Origin of the sequence: Bacillus sp. NPDC094106, from assembly GCF_044764345.1 — a bacterium.
GTDB lineage: Bacteria > Bacillota > Bacilli > Bacillales > Bacillaceae_G > Bacillus_A.
Map to the genome: position 1 here is coordinate 1 of NZ_JBIWHY010000023.1, position 17,731 is coordinate 17,731.

Annotated in this window: 19 protein-coding genes, 1 rRNA gene and 1 other annotated feature; all 20 genes read left to right on the plus strand. The window is 37.1% G+C overall.

What is annotated here, in order from left to right:
* Positions 1–93, plus strand: a 5S ribosomal RNA gene (gene rrf, locus ACIQ7L_RS24340); the annotation flags it as partial.
* A gap of 179 nt (positions 94–272) precedes the next feature.
* Complete coding sequence (locus ACIQ7L_RS24345; protein WP_400572341.1) at positions 273–734, plus strand: CtsR family transcriptional regulator; 462 nt, start codon at positions 273–275, stop codon at positions 732–734.
* 164 nt (positions 735–898) lie between these two features.
* Positions 899–1,447, plus strand: coding sequence for a protein-arginine kinase activator protein McsA (gene mcsA / locus ACIQ7L_RS24350; RefSeq protein WP_400572343.1), 549 nt, complete (start codon positions 899–901; stop codon positions 1,445–1,447).
* A 4-nt stretch (positions 1,448–1,451) separates the two neighbouring features.
* Positions 1,452–2,516, plus strand: a complete 1,065-nt coding sequence (gene mcsB / locus ACIQ7L_RS24355; protein ID WP_400572345.1) for a protein-arginine kinase McsB — start codon at positions 1,452–1,454, stop codon at positions 2,514–2,516.
* A 22-nt stretch (positions 2,517–2,538) separates the two neighbouring features.
* Complete coding sequence (gene clpC / locus ACIQ7L_RS24360) at positions 2,539–4,974, plus strand: ATP-dependent protease ATP-binding subunit ClpC (protein ID WP_400572346.1); 2,436 nt, start codon at positions 2,539–2,541, stop codon at positions 4,972–4,974.
* Positions 4,975–5,069: 95 nt separating this feature from the next.
* On the plus strand, positions 5,070–6,446 hold the full coding sequence (gene radA / locus ACIQ7L_RS24365) for a DNA repair protein RadA (RefSeq protein ID WP_400572348.1): 1,377 nt from the start codon (positions 5,070–5,072) through the stop codon (positions 6,444–6,446).
* A 3-nt stretch (positions 6,447–6,449) separates the two neighbouring features.
* On the plus strand, positions 6,450–7,523 hold the full coding sequence (gene disA, locus ACIQ7L_RS24370) for a DNA integrity scanning diadenylate cyclase DisA (RefSeq protein WP_400572350.1): 1,074 nt from the start codon (positions 6,450–6,452) through the stop codon (positions 7,521–7,523).
* 160 nt (positions 7,524–7,683) lie between these two features.
* Positions 7,684–8,790 (plus strand): PIN/TRAM domain-containing protein, encoded by a 1,107-nt coding sequence (locus ACIQ7L_RS24375; protein WP_335358655.1) that lies wholly within the window; start codon positions 7,684–7,686, stop codon positions 8,788–8,790.
* Between the two features lie 16 nt (positions 8,791–8,806).
* Positions 8,807–9,487: a 2-C-methyl-D-erythritol 4-phosphate cytidylyltransferase gene (gene ispD / locus ACIQ7L_RS24380; RefSeq protein ID WP_400572352.1), complete on the plus strand. Its 681-nt coding sequence runs from the start codon at positions 8,807–8,809 to the stop codon at positions 9,485–9,487.
* A gap of 116 nt (positions 9,488–9,603) precedes the next feature.
* On the plus strand, positions 9,604–10,089 hold the full coding sequence (gene ispF / locus ACIQ7L_RS24385; protein WP_097898951.1) for a 2-C-methyl-D-erythritol 2,4-cyclodiphosphate synthase: 486 nt from the start codon (positions 9,604–9,606) through the stop codon (positions 10,087–10,089).
* Between the two features lie 79 nt (positions 10,090–10,168).
* Positions 10,169–11,626, plus strand: coding sequence for a glutamate--tRNA ligase (gltX, locus tag ACIQ7L_RS24390; RefSeq protein ID WP_400572354.1), 1,458 nt, complete (start codon positions 10,169–10,171; stop codon positions 11,624–11,626).
* A 47-nt stretch (positions 11,627–11,673) separates the two neighbouring features.
* Positions 11,674–11,920: a binding site (T-box leader), on the plus strand.
* 135 nt (positions 11,921–12,055) lie between these two features.
* On the plus strand, positions 12,056–12,721 hold the full coding sequence (cysE, locus tag ACIQ7L_RS24395) for a serine O-acetyltransferase (RefSeq protein ID WP_097898949.1): 666 nt from the start codon (positions 12,056–12,058) through the stop codon (positions 12,719–12,721).
* The gene (gene cysS, locus ACIQ7L_RS24400; RefSeq protein WP_400572356.1) at positions 12,702–14,099 is read left to right on the plus strand and encodes a cysteine--tRNA ligase; all 1,398 of its coding nucleotides are present in this window, start codon (positions 12,702–12,704) and stop codon (positions 14,097–14,099) included. Before cysE ends, cysS begins: the two co-directional genes overlap by 20 nt.
* Positions 14,100–14,101: 2 nt before the next feature.
* Entirely contained in the window at positions 14,102–14,509 is a 408-nt protein-coding gene (locus tag ACIQ7L_RS24405; protein ID WP_097898947.1) for a Mini-ribonuclease 3, read from the plus strand.
* Entirely contained in the window at positions 14,506–15,249 is a 744-nt protein-coding gene (gene rlmB, locus ACIQ7L_RS24410; protein ID WP_400572359.1) for a 23S rRNA (guanosine(2251)-2'-O)-methyltransferase RlmB, read from the plus strand. Before ACIQ7L_RS24405 ends, rlmB begins: the two co-directional genes overlap by 4 nt.
* 2 nt (positions 15,250–15,251) lie before the next feature.
* A complete protein-coding gene (locus ACIQ7L_RS24415) occupies positions 15,252–15,764 on the plus strand; it encodes an NYN domain-containing protein (RefSeq protein WP_400572360.1) in 513 nt (170 codons plus the stop codon).
* A gap of 67 nt (positions 15,765–15,831) precedes the next feature.
* Complete coding sequence (locus ACIQ7L_RS24420) at positions 15,832–16,491, plus strand: RNA polymerase factor sigma-70 (RefSeq protein ID WP_400572362.1); 660 nt, start codon at positions 15,832–15,834, stop codon at positions 16,489–16,491.
* A gap of 129 nt (positions 16,492–16,620) precedes the next feature.
* On the plus strand, positions 16,621–16,767 hold the full coding sequence (rpmG, locus tag ACIQ7L_RS24425) for a 50S ribosomal protein L33 (RefSeq protein WP_002070160.1): 147 nt from the start codon (positions 16,621–16,623) through the stop codon (positions 16,765–16,767).
* Positions 16,768–16,799: 32 nt separating this feature from the next.
* Positions 16,800–16,979, plus strand: coding sequence for a preprotein translocase subunit SecE (secE, locus tag ACIQ7L_RS24430; protein ID WP_097898943.1), 180 nt, complete (start codon positions 16,800–16,802; stop codon positions 16,977–16,979).
* A 120-nt stretch (positions 16,980–17,099) separates the two neighbouring features.
* On the plus strand, positions 17,100–17,633 hold the full coding sequence (nusG, locus tag ACIQ7L_RS24435; protein ID WP_000415795.1) for a transcription termination/antitermination protein NusG: 534 nt from the start codon (positions 17,100–17,102) through the stop codon (positions 17,631–17,633).
* Positions 17,634–17,731: the final 98 nt, after the last annotated feature.

A 17,731-nucleotide genomic window follows, 5' to 3' on the forward strand; every position in this document is an offset into this window, starting at 1 on the left:
CACACCCGTTCCCATACCGAACACGGAAGTTAAGCTCTCTAGCGCCGATGGTAGTTGGGGCCTTGCCCCTGTGAGAGTAGGACGTCGCCAAGCAATTAAAGCACGAGTCAATTGACTCGTGCTTTTTTGTATTCTTTTATAAACAATAAATCTTGTGATTAAACAATGAAAATTATGGCTAGGATAATGAAGAGGCAAAAGAGTTGCAAATTTTTTTAATACGTATATAATTAAAGTCAAAGATAGTCAAAGTCAATAAAGGTGGCGGATAAATGAGAAATATATCTGATATCATTGAGCAATATCTAAAGCAAGTTATTGACTTAAGCAACAATAATGTGATTGAAATTAAGAGAAATGAGATCGCGGATCGATTTGATTGTGTTCCGTCTCAAATTAATTATGTAATCAATACCCGCTTTACATTGGAAAGAGGATTTGTAGTGGAAAGTAAACGAGGTGGAGGAGGTTACATTCGCATTATCAAAGTCAAATTGCATGACGATATAGACATTATTGATCAAATGTTTCATATGATTGAGCATAGTATTGCACAAGGAAATGCAGAAAGTATTATTATACGCTTAATAGAAGAAGGTATTGTAACAAAGAGGGAAGCCAAACTTATGTTAAGTGTATTAGATCGCTCTGTATTATTAATGGATGCATCTTCTAGAGATCAACTTAGGGCGCGCATATTATGCGCAATGTTAAGGACACTGAAATATAAATAAATATAACTTTTGTTAAGAAATGTTTTTGAGAGTAATACAATTCATAATAGTTTTTTACAGACAACATGTACCTTTGCAAAACTGATTAAGTGAAGGAGAAAATTTTGTAATGTATGAAAAGTATTATGAAATAGATCGTTCCTGTTGTAAAGGTGGGGATAGAGATGACTTGTCAAAACTGTAATATAAGACCAGCGGCCTTACATTATACAAAAGTAGTAAATGGAAAAAAGACGGAAGTTCATCTTTGTGAGCAATGTGCAGAACAAAGTGGCTATACGTCTTTCTTTCAATCACCACAATCCAGTTTTTCCTTTCATGACTTATTAGCTGGATTACTACATGGTGAACCATCGATGTTTGAACAACAAGAGAATCATTTTACAGATTCAAAGGTTTTAAAATGCCCAGATTGTAAGATGACATATGAACAATTTGCAAAGGTGGGGCGTTTTGGCTGTTCTTCTTGTTATGAGGCATTTGGAGAACAAATAAAGCCAATGTTGAAGCGTCTTCATGGTGGTCATACGCATCATTGTGGAAAAATTCCAGAACATATGGGAGGAAATATCCACTTAAAGAAAGAATTAGATGAACTAAAACTAAGTTTGAAGCAATATGTACAGAAAGAAGAATTTGAAAAAGCGGCTCAAGTCCGTGATCAAATTCGAAGTATCGAAAATCAGCTTAGTGAGCATAGAAAGGGGGAATAATTCTATGTCACTGGATCGTATTATGAATGAAGCAATTAGCCCTTGGATGAAGGGAGATGGCCCTGATTCTGACATTGTTTTAAGCAGTCGTATTCGTTTGGCTCGTAATTTAAAAAAATATCATTTCCCTACTATGCAGACAGACGAAGAAGCTAAGCAGATTACTGAGTTATTTCAGCAAAAGTTTGTTAATGAAACAACGGAAACTTTTGTTGATTTTGAGTTATTAAAGATGAGTGATCTAAAGCCCTTACAGCGGAGAGTTTTAGTAGAAAAACATTTAATTAGTCCTAACCTTGCAGGGACAGAATTTGGAGCTTGTCTATTATCAGAAAGCGAACATATGAGTGTAATGCTTAATGAAGAAGATCATGTGCGAATTCAATGTCTATTCCCTGGACTACAATTATCTGAGGCGCTTCAAAGTGCAAATCAAATGGATAATAAGATTGAAGAAGTGGTTGAGTATGCTTTTGATGAATCACTTGGCTATATTACCAGTTGTCCTACAAATGTAGGTACGGGGTTAAGAGCTTCTGTAATGATTCATTTGCCTGCACTTGTTTTAACGAAGCAAATAAACCGTATTATACAGGCAATTCAAAAATTAGGATTGGTAGTAAGGGGAATATATGGTGAAGGTAGCGAAGCGTTAGGGAATATATTTCAAGTCTCTAATCAGATGACACTAGGAAAGTCAGAAGAAGATATTATAGCAGATTTAAAGAGTGTCATTCATCAACTTATACAGCAAGAAAGATTGGCCCGAGAATTAATTGTGAAAAATTCAAGTATTGAGCTTGAAGATAAGGTGTATCGTTCTTACGGTGTTTTGGCTAATAGCCGTTTAATTGAATCAGCGGAGGCAGCTACTTGCTTATCCGATGTACGACTTGGCATTGATCTTGGCTATATAAAAAATATATCGAGAAATATTTTAACAGAGCTAATGGTCCTGACCCAGCCAGGGATTTTACAGCAATATGCAGGTGGTCCTTTAGGGCCAGAGGAAAGAGATTATCGAAGAGCAACGTTAATCCGTGAACGATTACGAATTGAACAAAATTGAGCGCAAGTAGGAGGCGATTTCTATGATGTTTGGAAGATTTACAGAGCGAGCACAGAAAGTATTAGCTTTATCTCAAGAAGAAGCAATTCGCATTGGGCATAATAATATTGGAACAGAACATATTTTACTTGGGCTTGTACGCGAAGGGGAAGGAATTGCAGCTAAAGCGTTAATTGCTCTTGGATTAAGTCCAGAAAAGGTACAAAAGGAAGTAGAAGCATTAATTGGCCGTGGAACAGAGGTATCTCAAACGGTTCATTATACACCTCGTGCCAAAAAGGTAATCGAATTATCTATGGACGAAGCGCGTAAATTAGGTCATTCCTATGTTGGAACAGAACATATTTTACTAGGTTTGATTCGTGAAGGTGAAGGCGTTGCAGCACGTGTTTTAAATAACTTAGGTGTAAGTTTAAATAAAGCAAGGCAACAAGTACTACAGCTTCTTGGAAGCAATGAAGCTACTTCAGGTCACCAAGGTGGTTCTTCAACAAATGCGAATACACCAACACTTGATAGCTTAGCGCGTGATTTAACAGTTGTTGCACGTGAAAATCGATTAGACCCTGTTATCGGCCGTAGTAAGGAAATACAACGTGTTATTGAAGTACTGAGCCGTAGAACGAAAAATAATCCAGTGTTAATTGGAGAACCAGGTGTAGGTAAAACAGCAATCGCAGAAGGATTAGCGCAGCAAATCGTAAATAATGAAGTTCCGGAAACATTACGTGATAAGCGTGTTATGACACTAGATATGGGTACTGTTGTTGCTGGTACAAAATATCGCGGTGAGTTTGAAGATCGTTTAAAGAAAGTAATGGATGAGATTCGCCAAGCGGGTAATATCATTTTATTTATTGATGAACTTCATACATTAATTGGTGCAGGTGGTGCAGAAGGTGCAATCGATGCATCTAATATTTTAAAACCATCTTTAGCACGTGGTGAATTACAATGTATTGGAGCTACAACGCTAGATGAGTATCGTAAGTATATTGAAAAAGATGCAGCGTTAGAGAGACGTTTCCAACCAATCCAGGTTGATGAACCGAGTCTAGAAGAGTCTATTCAAATTTTAAAAGGTCTCCGTGACCGCTACGAGGCACATCATCGCGTATCCATTACAGACGATGCAATTGACGCAGCGGTAAAACTTTCAGATCGCTATATTACAGATCGTTTCTTACCTGATAAAGCAATTGATTTAATTGACGAAGCTGCATCAAAAGTTCGTTTGCGTTCATATACAACGCCACCAAATTTAAAAGAACTTGAAGTGAAGCTTGAGGAAATTCGTAAAGAAAAAGATGCAGCTGTACAAAGCCAAGAATTTGAAAAGGCCGCTTCTTTACGAGATATGGAACAACGTTTACGTGAAAAATTAGAAGATACAAAACGTCAATGGAAAGAACAGCAAGGAAAAGAAAATTCAGAAGTAACAGTAGAAGATATTGCAAATGTTGTTTCTACATGGACACGTATTCCGGTTTCTAAGCTTGCACAAACAGAAACAGATAAATTGCTGAACTTAGAGTCTATTTTACATGATCGTCTAATTGGTCAAGATGAAGCGGTTGTTGCTGTAGCAAAAGCAGTGCGACGTGCAAGAGCGGGGTTAAAAGATCCAAAACGTCCAATTGGTTCATTTATTTTCTTAGGACCGACTGGTGTAGGTAAGACAGAGCTAGCGCGAGCATTAGCAGAATCCATGTTCGGTGATGAGGATGCAATGATTCGTATCGATATGTCTGAGTATATGGAGAAACATTCTACATCTCGTTTAGTTGGATCTCCTCCAGGATATGTTGGGTACGAAGAAGGCGGTCAATTAACAGAAAAAGTTCGTCGCAAACCATACTCTGTTGTTCTATTAGATGAAGTAGAGAAAGCACATCCAGACGTATTTAACATTTTATTACAAGTGTTAGAAGACGGTCGTTTAACAGATTCTAAAGGCCGCACAGTTGATTTCCGAAATACAATTGTTATTATGACTTCTAACGTTGGTGCTGAGGCATTAAAACGTAATAAGCATCTTGGATTTAACGTGCAAGATGAGAGTCGTGACTATTCAGATATGAAAGGTAAAGTAATGGATGAATTGAAAAAGGCATTCCGTCCAGAATTCTTAAACCGCATCGATGAAATCATTGTGTTCCATATGCTTGAGAAAAAACATATTCAAGAAATTGTAACACTTATGGTAAATCAATTAGTGAAACGATTAAAAGAGCAAGAAATCGACTTAGAATTAACAAGTGCAGCAATTGCAACGATTGCTGATAAAGGATTTGATCGTGAATATGGTGCTCGTCCACTTCGTAGGGCAATCCAGAAACATGTGGAAGATCGATTATCAGAAGAACTTCTAAAAGGAGCAATTGAGAAAGGTCAAAAAGTTATCTTTGATGTAGAAGGAGAATCATTTGTCATTCACAGTGCAGAAAAGGTAAAATAAGTATAGACAAACAAAGAGGGCTATCAGGTAGCCCTCTTTGTTGTACGAGAAGAATCTATGTTTATAGATGAAAGTGAAGTGAAGTATAAAACAAAATGGCTAAAAAGAAAACAAAATTTATATGTCAAGAATGCGGATATCAATCACCAAAATATATGGGGAAATGCCCTGGGTGCGGACAATGGAATACACTCGTTGAAGAAATGGAACAAGTTGTATCATCACGGCGTCTTAACTATGCAAATGCAATTCAAACAGAAGTAACAAAGCCGCGGCGTCTTACAGAAGTGGAAATAAAGTCTGAAGCCCGTATTGAAACGAAATTCCAAGAGTTTAATCGTGTACTAGGTGGGGGGATTGTTGATGGTTCTCTTGTACTGATTGGTGGAGACCCTGGGATTGGGAAATCAACGTTGTTACTACAAATATCATCACAATTAGCAGACTCTTCGTATGATGTACTATATATATCGGGTGAAGAATCAGCGAAGCAAATTAAACTTCGCGCAGATCGTCTCCATGTAAATGGGGGTAATTTATTTGTTGTGTCGGAAACAGATTTGCAGCGAATCGTAGCGCATATTGAGGAAATGAATCCGTCCTTCGTTGTGATTGATTCCATTCAAACGATTTATTTACCAGAAGTGACTTCAGCACCTGGAAGTGTGGCACAAGTACGTGAATGTACAGCAGAACTGATGAAGCTTGCGAAAACGAAAGGGATTCCAATTTTTATTGTAGGGCATGTGACGAAAGAAGGTGCCATTGCAGGGCCACGTATGTTAGAACACATGGTGGATGCAGTCCTTTATTTTGAAGGAGATCGTCATCATACATATCGTATTTTGCGAGCGGTAAAAAACCGGTTTGGCTCTACAAATGAAATGGGTATTTTTGAAATGAAGGAACTCGGTCTTGCAGAAGTATTGAATCCTTCTGAAATTTTTCTAGAAGAAAGGCCTGTTGGAGTTGCAGGATCTACAGTTGTTGCTTCGATGGAAGGAACAAGACCTGTTTTAGTAGAAATACAAGCATTAATCTCTCCTACTAGTTTTGGAAATCCTCGGAGAATGGCTACAGGAATTGATCATAATCGAGTATCACTGATTATGGCAGTGCTAGAAAAAAGGTCTGGTTTATTATTACAAAACCAAGATGCGTATTTAAAGGTTGCTGGTGGTTTGAAATTAGACGAACCAGCAATTGATTTAGCGGTTGCTTTAAGTATCGCTTCAAGTTTTCGAGATAAATCAACTGCACCGACTGACGTGGTGATAGGAGAAGTGGGGTTAACTGGAGAAGTAAGAAGGGTATCAAGAATTGAACAACGTGTACAAGAAGCAGCTAAATTAGGATTTCAACGTGCTATTATCCCACGAAAAAATTTGGGGGGATGGACAATTCCTGATGGGATTGAAGTAGTTGGTGTTTCCAATTTAGGAGAGGCGCTTCGCTTGACATTAGGAGGCTAGGCTATGGAGGAAAACAAGCAACGTGTCAAAAGTATGATTAATATTTTACAGCTTGTTGCACCAGGAACACCGCTGCGTGATGGAATAGATAATGTACTTCGTGCACAGACAGGTGGCTTAATTGTTCTTGGATATAATGAACAAATTAAAAGTATTGTTGATGGAGGATTTCACATTAATTGTGCGTTTTCACCAGCTAGTTTATATGAATTGGCAAAAATGGATGGGGCGCTTATTTTAAATGAGACAGGGAGCAAAATTTTAATTGCAAATGCGCAATTAGTTCCTGAATCATCTATTGATTCTATTGAAACAGGGATGCGTCACCGTACGGCAGAACGTGTAGCAAAACAAACGGGTAGCCTTGTTATTGCTATTTCACAAAGACGTAATGTAATTACGCTATATCAGGGAAGTCTACGTTATACATTAAAGGATATAGGTGTTATTTTAACAAAAGCCAATCAAGCAATTCAAACTTTAGAAAAATATAAGGCAGTATGGAATGATGGTATTACGAATTTGGGCATTCTAGAATTTGAAGAGGTTGTTACATTGTCTGAAGTGGTTCATGTTTTGCATAGCGCTGAAATGGTACTTCGTATTAAGAATGAAATCCTAAGTTATATTCATGAACTAGGAACAGAAGGTAGACTCATTCGTTTACAACTGACGGAATTACTGGCAGATTTGGAAGCAGAGGCTGCATTGTTAATTAAAGACTATTATCAAGAGAAGACGCAAGATCATTATCAAATTTTAAAAAAATTACAGGAACTTGCTAATGCACAGCTTTTAGAAGACAGTGATTTAGTTAAATTGCTTGGTTACTCAGGACAAACGAGCTTAGAAGAAAGTGTGACACCGAGAGGGTATCGAATTACAAGTAAAATTTCTAGAGTACCCCCCCTTATTATTGAAAATTTAATTAATCGATTTAAAACATTGCAAGGTGTTTGTCGTGCAACGATTAATGAATTAGATGATGTGGAAGGAATTGGAGAAGTTCGAGCGAAGAAAATACGAGAAGGTTTAAAACGAATTCAAGAGCATCTTTATATGAGTAGACACAATTAAGAATATTACATTGATTCTACAATATAACGACACTAGAACATTTTTGGTATATGATATGGTATATTGGTAAATAAAACTATTTATGAAAAAACACGTCCGCTTTTGCATTCGGCGTTTTGAATAGCAAAACAATGGTTAATAATGAGTAGGAGGTGGTTGGATGTTAAAACGGATCGTACAGCTCTTCTTTTTAGTAATCGGGGGAGCGTTGGGGATTTTTCTAATCCCAAAAATTATTGATGTATTGGATATTGGTGCAGTCCCTTTTCTTGAAGGTTCATATGTTCGTGCAATTATTGGTGCAATTATTTTATTTCTAACAACATTTTGGCTTGTAGATTATATTGTTCAGCTTATTAAACACATTGAAGAAGCCCTTGTAAAGGCGCCCGTAGCAGATGTTTTATTTGGTACGTTAGGGTTAATCTCTGGTCTTATTGTTGCATATTTAATTTTGATACCAATTCGTGAATTTACAATTCCAGTCATTAGCACTGTATTACAAATCTTCTTTACACTTTTACTTGGCTATTTAGGTTTCCAAGTAGGATTTAAAAAGAGAAATGAACTGTTAGGATTATTTACATTACCACAGCGCGGTGGTAAGAAGAAAAATAATAATAGCGAAAGTGAAGAAATAGAAACAGAAGAATCTTCTTCACATTGGAAGATCCTTGATACAAGTGTAATTATTGATGGACGCATTGCTGATATTTGCCAAACTAAGTTTCTAGAAGGAACAATTGTTATTCCGCAGTTTGTATTAGAGGAATTGCAACATATTGCTGATTCTTCGGATGCATTAAAGCGTAATCGAGGTCGCAGAGGATTAGATATTTTAAACCGTATTCAAAAAGAGATGCCAATTCCGGTAGAGATTTATGAAGGCGATTTCGAAGACATTCAAGAAGTGGACAGCAAGCTTGTGAAATTAGCGAAAGTAACTGGTGGTACTGTTGTCACAAATGATTTTAATTTAAATAAAGTTTCCGAACTACAAGGAGTAACAGTTCTGAACATTAATGATTTAGCAAATGCGATTAAACCGGTTGTGCTACCTGGTGAAGAATTAAGTGTTTACGTTGTTAAAGATGGAAAAGAGCAAAATCAAGGTGTTGCTTACTTAGATGATGGTACGATGATTGTAGTAGAAGACGGTAGGGAGTATGTCGGTTCACAACTTGATGTGCTTGTTACGAGTGTATTACAAACATCTGCTGGCCGCATGATTTTTGCAAAGCGTAAATTATTAGAAAAAGCATTATAAGTAGAGGATTATTAGCATGTATACATTAATTATTCCGGCAGCGGGCCAAGGGAAACGAATGGGTGCTGGTAAAAATAAATTATTTTTGCTTATTGATGAAGTGCCTATTATTGTGCATACATTACGTGCTTTTGAGAAAGATGAAGCATGTGAAAGTATTATTATGGCAATTAATGAAGAAGAACGTTCCTATTTTGAAGAGTTAATGCAGAGATATCCGATTCAGAAAAGTGTGCAGTTTATTCAAGGTGGGGCTGAAAGACAAGATAGTGTATATAATGCACTTCAGCATGTGAAGCAAACTGAGTATGTTCTCGTACATGATGGAGCGCGTCCATTTGTAACAAATAAAATGACCCATGATGTATTAAATACAGCGAAGCAAAAAGGTGCTTCCATTTGTGCAGTACCTGTAAAGGATACAGTAAAGAGGGTAGAACAAAATACAGTTGTTGAAACAGTTGAGCGTTCTCACCTTAGAGCTGTACAAACACCGCAAGGATTTTCTGTTGCACTTTTACTAGAAGCGCATCAAAGTGCAAAACAGGGATGTTTTCTTGGTACAGATGATGCAAGTCTTGTAGAACGCATTGGTAAGGAAGTAGGCGTAGTAGAGGGTAGTTATTATAATATTAAAGTAACGACACCAGAAGATTTATTAATCGCTGAAAGTTTCTTACAGGTTCAGAAGGGATAGCGGCAGTGGTATAATATAAAGAAAAGCTCGGTCACTGCCGGGCTTTTCTTTATAGGGACAGCGATATAATATAGAGTCATAAAGCTTAGTAGTTTAGCTTGAGGAGGATGTAAACAATGTTTCGAATTGGGCAAGGTTTTGATGTGCATGAATTTGCAGAAGGTAGACCGCTGATTATCGGGGGGATTACAATTCCATATGAGAAAGGTTTGTTAGGTCACTCAGACGCAGATGTACTTTTGCATACAATTGCTGATGCATGTTTAGGAGCGATTGCTGCAGGTGACATCGGAAAACATTTTCCGGATACAGATCCTGCCTTTAAGGATGCTGATTCGGCGGTATTATTACAAAAGGTTTGGGAATTTGTGCATGAACAAGGCTATGAATTAGGTAACTTAGACTGTACAATTATTGCACAGAAGCCAAAGATGGCACCACATATTGAAAGTATGCGAAAGCGTATTAGTGAGTTGCTAGAAACTTCTATTGACAATATTAATGTAAAGGCAACAACAACAGAAAAATTAGGTTTTACAGGTAGAGAAGAAGGAATTGCTTCTCAAGCAGTGGTCTTATTGCAGAAAAATAATGGTTTTTGATTTGCAAGATGGATAATCGTATTTTTTTGGTGTACAATTATAGAATGTGTTGACATTAAGAATGGAAGGTGTACCAATTATGGAAAAGCAAGTGAGAGTGCGCTATGCGCCAAGTCCAACAGGACACTTACATATCGGAAATGCGCGTACGGCATTATTTAATTATTTATTTGCTCGTCATCAAGATGGCAAGTTTATTATTCGTATTGAAGATACTGATGTAAAACGTAACGTTGCTGGTGGTGAAGAAAGCCAATTAAAATACTTGAAATGGCTCGGCATGGACTGGGATGAGGGTGTTGATGTTGGCGGTGAATATGGACCGTATCGTCAAACAGAACGTTTAGATATTTATAAAAAGTTATATGAAGATTTATTAGAGCGTGGTTTAGCTTATAAATGTTATATGACAGAAGAAGAATTAGAAGCAGAACGCGAGGGACAAATTGCTCGTGGTGAAACACCTCGTTATGCAGGTAATCACCGTGATTTAACAGAAGAACAAATCAAACAATTTGAAGCGGAAGACCGCATTCCAAGTATCCGTTTCCGTGTACCAGCTAATCGCGACTACACATTTAAAGACATCGTAAAAGATGAAGTTGCTTTCCACTCAAATGACTTTGGTGACTTTGTTATTGTGAAAAAAGATGGCATTCCAACTTATAACTTTGCGGTAGCAGTAGACGATCATTTAATGGAAATTACGCACGTTCTTCGCGGTGATGATCATATTTCTAACACACCAAAACAAATGATGATTTATGAAGCGTTTGGATGGGATATCCCGCAGTTTGGTCATATGACATTAATCGTAAATGAAAGTCGTAAAAAATTAAGTAAACGCGATGAATCTATTATTCAATTTATTGAACAATATCAAGCGCTTGGATATCTTCCAGAGGCAATCTTTAACTTTATCGCATTATTAGGTTGGTCACCAGTAGGAGAAGAAGAAATTTTCTCTAAAGATGAATTTATTGAAATGTTTGATGCAGCTCGTTTATCAAAATCGCCTGCATTATTCGATTCTCAAAAACTAAAATGGATGAACAACCAATATATGAAAAAGCAAGATCTAGATGCTGTTGTGGCATTAAGCCTACCGCACTTAGTGAAAGCTGGTCGTGTAAGTGAAAGCCTAAGCGAACAAGAACAAGCTTGGGTTCGTGATGTAATTGCTTTATACCATGAACAAATGAGCTTTGGAGCTGAAATTGTAGAGCTTTCTGAAATGTTCTTCAAAGATCATGTAGACTATGAAGAAGAAGGACAAGAAGTATTGAAAGGTGAACAAGTACCTGAAGTACTTCGTGCATTCGCAGCGGAATTAGAAGCTTTAGAAGAAGTAGAGCCGGCAGCAATTAAAAAGGCAATTAAGGCTGTTCAAAAGGAAACAGGCCATAAAGGTAAAAACTTATTTATGCCAATTCGTGTTGCAACAACTGGACAAACACATGGCCCAGAACTTCCAAATGCAATTGCGCTTCTTGGAAAAGAGACAGTTTTAAATCGTATTCGTAAAGTAATTGGTTAACATTTAACGAATTTAGAAATATAATAAGAGTACTAAAAAACGAATAAGGAAAAGCGACGAGAAGGAGAAGTAGAAAGTCAGGCTTTTTACAGAGAGAACCACCTTTTGGCTGGAAGTGGTTTATAAGCGGATTTTCGAAATGCCCCTTCGAGTCTTCTGCCCAACAACGAATCATTTCGGGAAACGTCTAATGACGCAAAGTAAGCAGAAGCGGTGTAAACCGTTATCATGGATGAGTTTGAGGCTTTTTTTAGCCTAAACAGAGTGGAACCGCGCTTATAAGGCGTCTCTGTCAATTTGACAGAGGCGTCTTTTTTTATACCATGTAAATGATTATAAGTCTTTATGTATTTGAATAAAGACTGGGGGATAAGTGAGGGAGAAATCAGTTCACTCGGAAAAGCAGCCCATAAAGGGGAGGGGACATCGATGTTTAAGAGGCTTCGAGAAGATATTGAAGTCGTTTTTGAACAAGATCCAGCGGCAAGAGGTTATTTCGAAGTCATTTTAACGTATTCTGGATTACATGCAGTTTGGGCACATCGAATTGCACATGCTTTTTATAAAAAGAATTTTTTCTTTATTGCACGTTGGATTTCACAAGTTAGTCGTTTTTTTACTGGCATTGAGATTCATCCAGGAGCAACAATTGGTCGACGCTTTTTCATTGATCATGGTATGGGAGTTGTTATTGGCGAGACATGTGAAATTGGAGATAATGTAACAATTTATCAAGGAGTTACTCTTGGTGGTACGGGGAAAGAAAAAGGGAAAAGGCACCCAACAATTCAAGATAATGTATTAATTGCAACAGGTGCAAAAGTACTTGGATCCATTACCGTTGGAGAAAATTCTAAAATTGGGGCAGGGTCTGTCGTATTAAAAGAAGTTCCTGCACATTCTACAGTTGTAGGTATACCTGGTCGTGTCGTAATTCAAAATGGAGTAAAGATTGGTCAGGAATTAAATCATTCAGATCTTCCGGATCCAATTTTTGATAAATTGAAAGTGATGGAAGCAGAGCTTGAGGCATTAAAGAAGCAACTTGCATTAAAAGTAGAGAGGAAGGATAAAAATGACTATTCACATTTATAATACGTTAACGCGTCAAAAGGAAGCGTTTGTTCCATTAGAAGAAAATAAGGTGAAAATGTATGTGTGCGGTCCTACAGTATACAACTATATCCATATTGGGAATGCAAGACCACCTATGGTATTCGATACAGTACGTCGTTATTTAGAATATAAAGGGTACGATGTACAATATGTTTCTAACTTTACTGATGTAGATGATAAATTAATTAAAGCGGCGAATGAGCTAGGAGAAGATGTTCCAACAATTGCAGATCGCTTTGTTGAAGCGTACTTTGAAGATGTAACGGCACTAGGTTGCAAACATGCGACAGTTCATCCTCGTGTAACAGAAAATATGGATATCATTATTGAGTTTATTCAGGAACTTGTGAATAAAGGCTATGCATATGAATCTGAAGGTGATGTTTATTACCGAACAAAGGAATTTGAAGGTTACGGTAAATTATCACATCAGCCAATTGCAGACCTACGTCATGGTGCACGTATTGAAGTTGGAGAAAAGAAACACGATCCACTTGACTTTGCATTATGGAAAGCAGCGAAAGAAGGAGAAATCTTCTGGGAGAGCCCTTGGGGGAAAGGTCGTCCAGGATGGCATATCGAATGCTCGGCAATGGCACGTAAATATTTAGGGGATACAATCGATATTCATGCTGGTGGTCAAGATTTAACATTCCCACATCATGAAAATGAGATTGCGCAATCAGAAGCTTTGACTGGAAAAACATTTGCACGTTACTGGATGCATAATGGATATATTAATATTAACAATGAAAAGATGTCTAAGTCATTAGGAAACTTCATTTTAGTTCACGATATTATTAAACAGTATGATCCACAGTTAATCCGATTCTTTATGTTATCTGTACATTATCGTCATCCAATCAACTTTAGTGAAGAGTTATTGCAAAGTACGAATAATGGATTAGAGAGAATTAAAACGGCTTATGGAAACTTAAAACATCGCATGGAAAGCAGTGCGGATTTAACGGACCATAATGAGAAATGGTTAGCTGAAATGGATAAATTCCAAGTGGCATTTGAAGAAGCGATGGATGATGACTTCAATACAGCAAATGCGATAACTGAGTTATATAATTTAGCAAATCATGCGAATCAATATTTATTAGAAGAGCATACGTCAAAAACTGTCATTGAAGCATATGTAAAACAATTTGAAACATTGTTTGGCATTTTAGGTTTAGAATTAGCAAAAGAAGAGTTGCTTGATGAAGAGATTGAAGCACTCATCCAAAAACGTATCGAGGCTCGTAAAAATCGTGATTTTGCATTATCTGATCAAATTCGTGATAATTTAAAAGAGCGTAATATTATTTTAGAAGATACCGCTCAAGGTACAAGATGGAAAAGAGGATAAGTATGATCGATGCAAAGCAATTAAATAGCTTGGCGTTAGCATATATGGGTGATGCGGTATATGAACAATATATTCGCTATCACCTTCTTCAAAAAGGAACGGTTCGTCCTAACCAGCTACATCGTTTAGGGACAAGCTTTGTTTCAGCGAAAGCGCAGGCGAAAGTGGTTTATCATTTATTAGAAACGGCATTCTTAACAGAGGAAGAAGAAGCGGTACTAAGAAGAGGGCGTAATGCAAATTCGGGTACTGTGCCGAAAAATACGGATGTACAAACATATCGTTATAGCACGGCCTTCGAGGCACTGCTTGGTTATCATTATTTATTGAACAATCGAGAAAGATTAGAAGAACTTGTATATAAGGCAATTGATGTTTTAGAAGCGAAGGAAGGGGGCACATCATCATGAGTAGTGAATACATTATTGGACGTAACCCTGTAATTGAAGCGTTACGATCTGGAAGAGATATTAATAAGATTTGGATTGCAGAAGGTGCTGCCAAAGGACAAGTACAAATTGTATTAGCGTTAGCAAAAGAAAATAAAATTATTTTGCAGCATGCACCAAAGAAAAAGTTAGATCAACTTGTTGAAGGGAACCATCAAGGTGTAATTGCGCAAGTGGCGGCATATCAATATGCAGAGTTAGAGGATTTATTTGAAGTGGCTGCTAAGCGTAATGAAGATCCTTTCTTCTTAATCTTAGATGAAATTGAGGATCCACATAATTTAGGCTCTATTATGCGTACGGCGGATGCGACTGGGGCTCATGGGATTATTATTCCGAAAAGAAGAGCTGTAGGTCTTACAGCATCAGTTGCAAAAGCTTCAACAGGAGCAATTGAATATATTCCTGTTGTGCGTGTGACAAATTTATCCCGTACAATTGATGAATTGAAGGAACGCGGTCTTTGGATTGCAGGTACAGATGCAAAAGGAAAAACGGATTACCGTAACCTAGATGGTAATATGCCAATCGGATTAGTAATTGGTAGCGAAGGGAAAGGTATGAGCCGTATTATTGGCGAAAAATGCGATTTCCTAATTCATTTACCGATGGTTGGTAAAGTTACATCCTTAAATGCTTCGGTAGCTGCAAGTCTGTTAATGTATGAGGTATATCGTAAACGTCACCAAATCGGTGAGTGAAAATGAACGATATTTTAATCGTTGATGGTTACAACATTATTGGGGCTTGGAGAGACTTAAAAAAATTGAAGGATGTAGATTTACAGGCATCAAGGGACGCGCTAATTGATAAAATGGCGGATTATCAAGGCTACACAGGAACGAGAGTAATAATTGTATTTGATGCTTATACAGTTTACGGTATTGAGAAGAAGATGAAACAATCGCGTGTTGAAGTTATTTTCACAAGGAAAAATCAAACGGCCGATGAAAAAATTGAACAGCTCGCGATTGAGCTTCGTAACATTAATACACAAATTTATGTTGCGACTTCTGATTATACGGAGCAGTGGGTTATCTTTGCGCAAGGAGCACTTAGGAAATCAGCTCGCGAACTAGAGATAGAAGTGCAGGCGATGGAACAACAAGTGCGCCAGCAGACACAAGTTACAAAAGAGAAACAGCCTACTATGCGAACGATATTTAGTAAAGATATTACAGAAAAGTTAGAAAAATTAAGGCGAGGAGAGCGTTGAAACATTGACGCTCTTCAAACGCTTACTGTATAATATTTCTAAATAAATAGCGGTCGGAGGGATCAGAGTGGAAGCAGGCTTCGTAAGTACCAACAACGTTACGTTTCGCGATTTAGAGGATGAGGCGATAGTTGAGTTAGTTCGAAAAGGTAATATTGATGCTCTTGAATATTTAATTCACAAGTATAAGAACTTTGTTCGTGCAAAATCAAGATCGTATTTTTTAGTAGGGGCCGATCGAGAGGATATTGTTCAAGAGGGTATGATTGGATTGTTTAAAGCAATTCGTGATTATAAAGAGGACAAGCTATCTTCTTTTAAAGCATTTGCTGAATTGTGTATTACTCGTCAAATTATTACTGCTATTAAGACAGCAACGAGACAAAAACATATTCCTTTAAATTCGTATGTTTCTTTAGATAAACCGATTTACGATGAGGAATCTGATCGTACGCTATTAGATGTTATTTCGGAAGCAAAGGTGACTGATCCTGAAGAGATGATCATCAGTCAGGAAGAATATACCGACATAGAACTAAAAATATCTGAATTATTAAGCGATTTAGAAAGGAAAGTTCTTTCTTTATATTTGGATGGTCGTTCTTATCAAGAAATCTCAGAGCAACTAAATAGGCATGTGAAATCGATTGATAATGCTCTGCAACGTGTAAAAAGAAAATTGGAACGATATATGGAAATGAGAGAAAATACAACTTCAAACTCATAGTATATGTTGCAGGAGTGAAGTGAATCTCCTGCTTTCTTTTTGTAAGAGAGTAAGCGGCATGTCATTGACATTACCTTTTATTGTATGATACATTTTTAGGGACATAATGTTACAAGGTTGGTGTAACAAATGAGAAAAAAAGTTGTACTCTCATGTGAAGAGTGTAAAAATCGAAACTACTCTACAATGAAAGATACGAGCTCAGTGGAGCGACTTGAGATAAAGAAGTTTTGTAAAACATGCAATCAGCATACAGTTCATAAGGAAACAAAATAAATAATCGAAATAATACACTGGAGGTCCCGTAAATGCGTTTGACGAACTTTTTCGGCGATGTAGGTCGCGAAATGAAAAAAGTAAGTTGGCCTAAGAAAGACGAATTACTCCGTTCAACAACTACTGTTATTGCAACAGTTGTATTCTTTGCGATTTTCTTCGCAGTGGTTGATATGGGTATTTCTTCTTTAATTCGGTTAATTCTTGAATAAGAAGTACTTATCCATGATATAATGTTATTTATACGAACTGTGTAAAAGCCCGGTGAACGGGTTTTTTCATTTGCACAAAAAAATGTACGTCAGGGAGGGAAGGACGCTCGTCCTAAATGAATGGAAAAAAGTTGGTATGTTGTCCATACTTATTCTGGATATGAAAATAAAGTAAAAGCAAACCTAGAGAAACGTGTAGAATCAATGGGAATGCAAGATAAAATTTTCCGTGTTGTTGTCCCAGAAGAAGTAGAAGTAGAAATGAAAAACGGAAAAGAAAAATTAACAAAAAGAAAAGTATTCCCAGGTTATGTGTTAGTTGAACTAATTATGACTGACGATTCTTGGTATGTTGTCCGTAATACACCAGGCGTGACAGGTTTTGTTGGATCTTCCGGATCAGGTTCAAAACCATCTCCTCTATTAGAAGAGGAAGTTGTTACCATTATGAAGCATATGGGAATGGACAATGAAGTTGTTGATTTTGACTTTGAACTTCATGAAACAGTGCGTGTAAATGAAGGTCCGTTCGCAAACTATACAGGTGCAATCGAAGAAATTGATATGGAAAAACAAAAAGTACGAGTGCTTGTAGATATGTTTGGTCGCGAAACGCCGGTCGAGCTTGACTTCCATCAAATTGAAAAATTATAAAATGAAACTTGAAATGAATTGTAAAAAGTGATAATATCTTTTAAGTCAGTACGTCTTCGGTAACGGAGACGTTTTTTGAAAAAGATTTTATCGTTATA

Bases quoted from the DNA above. Each gene is read 5' to 3' on its own strand.
- ispD (WP_400572352.1), top strand. From the start codon at position 8,807: ATGTATACATTAATTATTCCGGCAGCGGGCCAAGGGAAACGAATGGGT.
- secE (WP_097898943.1), top strand. From the start codon at position 16,800: ATGCGTTTGACGAACTTTTTCGGCGATGTAGGTCGCGAAATGAAAAAA.
- gltX (WP_400572354.1), top strand. From the start codon at position 10,169: ATGGAAAAGCAAGTGAGAGTGCGCTATGCGCCAAGTCCAACAGGACAC.
- mcsA (WP_400572343.1), top strand. From the start codon at position 899: ATGACTTGTCAAAACTGTAATATAAGACCAGCGGCCTTACATTATACA.
- ispF (WP_097898951.1), top strand. From the start codon at position 9,604: ATGTTTCGAATTGGGCAAGGTTTTGATGTGCATGAATTTGCAGAAGGT.
- ACIQ7L_RS24375 (WP_335358655.1), top strand. From the start codon at position 7,684: ATGTTAAAACGGATCGTACAGCTCTTCTTTTTAGTAATCGGGGGAGCG.
- disA (WP_400572350.1), top strand. From the start codon at position 6,450: ATGGAGGAAAACAAGCAACGTGTCAAAAGTATGATTAATATTTTACAG.
- nusG (WP_000415795.1), top strand. From the start codon at position 17,100: ATGGAAAAAAGTTGGTATGTTGTCCATACTTATTCTGGATATGAAAAT.
- clpC (WP_400572346.1), top strand. From the start codon at position 2,539: ATGATGTTTGGAAGATTTACAGAGCGAGCACAGAAAGTATTAGCTTTA.
- cysS (WP_400572356.1), top strand. From the start codon at position 12,702: ATGACTATTCACATTTATAATACGTTAACGCGTCAAAAGGAAGCGTTT.
- rlmB (WP_400572359.1), top strand. From the start codon at position 14,506: ATGAGTAGTGAATACATTATTGGACGTAACCCTGTAATTGAAGCGTTA.
- mcsB (WP_400572345.1), top strand. From the start codon at position 1,452: ATGTCACTGGATCGTATTATGAATGAAGCAATTAGCCCTTGGATGAAG.
- ACIQ7L_RS24345 (WP_400572341.1), top strand. From the start codon at position 273: ATGAGAAATATATCTGATATCATTGAGCAATATCTAAAGCAAGTTATT.
- radA (WP_400572348.1), top strand. From the start codon at position 5,070: ATGGCTAAAAAGAAAACAAAATTTATATGTCAAGAATGCGGATATCAA.
- ACIQ7L_RS24415 (WP_400572360.1), top strand. From the start codon at position 15,252: ATGAACGATATTTTAATCGTTGATGGTTACAACATTATTGGGGCTTGG.
- cysE (WP_097898949.1), top strand. From the start codon at position 12,056: ATGTTTAAGAGGCTTCGAGAAGATATTGAAGTCGTTTTTGAACAAGAT.
- rpmG (WP_002070160.1), top strand. From the start codon at position 16,621: ATGAGAAAAAAAGTTGTACTCTCATGTGAAGAGTGTAAAAATCGAAAC.
- ACIQ7L_RS24405 (WP_097898947.1), top strand. From the start codon at position 14,102: ATGATCGATGCAAAGCAATTAAATAGCTTGGCGTTAGCATATATGGGT.